General features: G+C 69.2%; 5 protein-coding genes. All 5 read right to left on the bottom strand.

Annotated features, from left to right (window positions below):
* A partial coding sequence (locus VF468_04460) for an IS1380 family transposase (protein HEX5877567.1) occupies nucleotides 1–205 on the bottom strand: 205 nt, incomplete at its 3' end.
* 65 nt (nucleotides 206–270) lie between these two features.
* Nucleotides 271–1,041: an IS21-like element helper ATPase IstB gene (gene istB / locus VF468_04455; protein HEX5877566.1), complete on the bottom strand. Its 771-nt coding sequence runs from the start codon at nucleotides 1,039–1,041 to the stop codon at nucleotides 271–273.
* Nucleotides 1,038–1,358: a hypothetical protein gene (locus VF468_04450; protein ID HEX5877565.1), complete on the bottom strand. Its 321-nt coding sequence runs from the start codon at nucleotides 1,356–1,358 to the stop codon at nucleotides 1,038–1,040. Before VF468_04450 ends, istB begins: the two co-directional genes overlap by 4 nt.
* Before the next feature lie 3 nt (nucleotides 1,359–1,361).
* Nucleotides 1,362–2,726, bottom strand: coding sequence for an IS21 family transposase (gene istA / locus VF468_04445; GenBank protein HEX5877564.1), 1,365 nt, complete (start codon nucleotides 2,724–2,726; stop codon nucleotides 1,362–1,364).
* A 156-nt stretch (nucleotides 2,727–2,882) separates the two neighbouring features.
* Nucleotides 2,883–3,173, bottom strand: a 291-nt coding sequence (locus tag VF468_04440) for a hypothetical protein (protein ID HEX5877563.1), incomplete at its 5' end; no start/stop codon positions are given.

The following is a 3,173-nucleotide window of genomic DNA, read 5'->3' as shown; positions in this document are numbered from 1 at the left end:
TCTTGAAGGTCGAGGCCGCCTGCTCCTTCTCTGAGTGGCAGGTCACCAGGCTGGCGTCGAGGTCGATCACCAGGCCCGGCACCTCGGTCCCGGCACAGGTCAGCGTCGGTATCGGCCGGCCCGCCTCGCCGCGCAGCAGCCAGGCCCGTTCCCGCGCTCGCGCCCGGGCCTGTTTCAGCGCAGCCAAGACGTCGTCGTCGACCACGTGTCCGGGTACGACCTCATGTGTCGGTCGGGGTACGACCTGACGTGTCGGTCTCGGCGCAGTGATCATGGCACGGTTTCACCTCCGGTGACCAGGGTGAGGCGGTCTTTGAGGCGGTAGCTGGGGCCGTTGATGGTGATGACGTCGCAGTGGTGGAGGAGGCGGTCGAGGATGGCGGTGGCGAGGACGTCGTCGCCGAGGACTTGGCCCCATTCGGTGAAGCTCTTATTCGAGGTGATGATCATGGTGCCGCGTTCGTAGCGGCGGGAGACGAGCTGAAAGACCATGTTCGCTTCGGTCCGGTCCAGCGGCAGGTAGCCCACTTCGTCGCAGACAAGTACCGAGGGTCGGAGATAGGCCTGGAGTTGTCGGTTGAACCGGCCGGTGGCCTCGGCGGCGCGGAGGCGGCGGACGAGGTCGTCGAGAGTGGTGAAGTAGATCGAGAACCCGGCTTGGCAGGCGGTGACGGCGAGGGCGACGGCGAGCATGGTCTTGCCGACTCCGGGTGGGCCGAGGAGGGCGACGTTGGAGCGTTGCCGGATGAACTCCAGGGTGGCCAGGTCGCGGATCTTGCGGGGGTCCAGCCCGGGTTGGAAGGCGAAGTCGAACTCGTCGAGGGTTTTGTGGTGGGGCAGGCCGGAGAGTTTCAGGGCGTTGCGGAACCGGCGGCCTTCACGCAATCCGAGTTCTTCTTGCAGGAGGAGGTCGATGAAGTCGAGGTAGCCGAGCTGGGCGGTCTCGGCGCGGTCGACCAGGCCGGTGATCATCTCGGCGAGGTGGGTCAGGCCGAGCCGGGTGGCGTGGTCGCGGACCCGGTCGGCGGTCAGCGCGGTCACCGCTGTGCCTGCGGCCGGGCCGGCTGTGGCCGTGAGGGTTTCGGCTGGCCGGCTTCTTCGAGGTCGGTGCGCAGCCGCAGCCCGGCGAAGCCGATCATGTCGATCAGCCACCCGGAGGTCAGGCTCGGCTGGGCCAGGCAGTAGTCGGCGAGCTCGCGGGCGACGTCACGGCTGCTGGTGCGCAGGAACAAGTCGCAGTGGTCGAGGACCTCGATCATGTTGGCGATCCGGCTGGCCGGCAGCACGATCGCGGGCTCGGTGATGCCGGTGATGGGATGAGTGATCGTGGGGGTGTTCGGGGTGGGGGTGGTGGTCATGGTTCAGCTCCTGGTGGCGGCGGTCTGGTAGTCGGTGAGGGGGCGGGCGGCGACGGGGATGTCGGCGCCGTGGCGGGCCAGCAGCCCGGCCAACGGCTCCCAGCCCGGCAGCGGGGGGCTGCTGGGCTGGCTGGGCGGTGCTGTGGGATCGAGGGTGGTGGCGCGGGTGTGTCCGTCGGGCAGCCCGTCCCAGTGGGTCGGGTCGACCCGCCAGGTGCCCCGCACGGTCGCGCGGGGATGGCCGGCCAGCCAGCCGCCGCCGTCGCCGGGAAGGGCGGTGATGATGACCTGGTCGCCGGCAGCGGGGTCGGGGTGGATCTGCAGCTGGACTCGTTGCCCGGCCCGCACCGCCCGGGCGGGGACGGAGTAGAACGAGGCCTCGAAGGAGACCAGGCAGTCCTTCCCGACCCGGCGCAGGTGCTTGTCTGCGACCACATACGGCTGGGCCGGCAACGGCTGCAGGGCGGCCCGGTCCGCTTCGGCGCGAACCGCGATGACCTGACCGTGGGTGCGGTGGACCTGACCGCGCCGGATCGGCAGCCAGGCGGCGAACGCGCCGTCGAGATCGGCGATCGAGCCGAACCGGCGGCCGGCGATCACATGGTCGCGGACGATGTCGACCTGGCGTTCGACCCGACCCTTCCCGGTAGGGCGATACGCCGCCAACACGTCGATCTCGAAGCCGTAGTGGGCGGCGAACGCCGCTGCCTCCGGATGCAGCGGCACCGCCGCCCGCGGCGCCACGTGGCGTTTGATCACCGTCTTGGTGCGGTCATACACGATCGTGGCCGGCACCCCGCCGAAGTGGGCGAACGCGCGTCGATGACAGTCCCAGAAGGTGGCCAGATCCATGCTGGTGGTGAAACAGCAGAACGGGTCACGGGAGTGCGACAACACCAGGTGGAACGAGTACACCTGCGGTATCCCGGCATCGGCGAGCAAGCCGCCCTCGACACCCCAGTCGACCTGGGCCTGGGCCCCGGCGATCACCTCGAACCGGCGATGCAGCCCGACCAGCGGGTTCTCATCATCGTCGGCGAGTTCGGCAGCGATCCGCGGCCTGACCTCGGCCAGGAACATCTTCACCCGCTGGTAGTTGCCGGTGAAGCCGTGCTCGGCGACCAGCCGCTCATGGATCACCGTGCCCTTCAAATCGACGTCGATGCGCAACCACGCCTCGATCACCTCGACGAACGGGTCGATCAGCCTCGGCTGACAGCCGGCCCGCGGCGGCGGCAAAGGTGGCGCCGCGGCCGCGTCGTCGGCTAGGTACTTCTTCACCGTCCGCCAGTCGCAGCCGCACTCGCGGCCGATCTCGACGAACGTCGCGCCGGCAGCATGCAAGGCGCGGAAACGACGAATGTTCATCCAGGACTCTCCATCCAGGATCATGAGCAACAGGTCCCCTTCGGTCTGTCTGCTTGGCGGTGGACAAACCGAAGGGTGACCTCAACTCGGAGCGGAACAGGTTCAACGCGCCGAGACCGACCTACACGTCAGGCCGTACTCACACCTACACGTGAGCTAGTACGCGGACACCCGGTCGCGGAGGCCGGCCAGGCTCGGCTCCGCGGGCCGCCGCGTGTCTTTCCAGGCCTTGGTGGTGGGGCAGGCGTCGAGGACGTCCCACAGCTGGGGCGGCATCAGCGGTGTGGCTTGGTCGGGTCGGGTGGTGTGGGTGCGGCGGATGCCTTCCCAGACGGCGACGACGCGGGCGTTCTCGGTCGGGTCGGGCAGGTCGCGGAGCCGGTGGGCGAACCGGATCGCCGACAGCCGCCGGCTCATGGTGCCGACCTTGGCGCCGTGTCCGGCCAG

The organism is Actinomycetota bacterium (assembly GCA_036280995.1).
Classification (GTDB): Bacteria; Actinomycetota; CALGFH01; order CALGFH01; family CALGFH01; genus CALGFH01.
The sequence above is the reverse complement of the archived record's forward strand: the minus strand, read 5'-3'. Positions and strand labels throughout refer to the sequence as shown.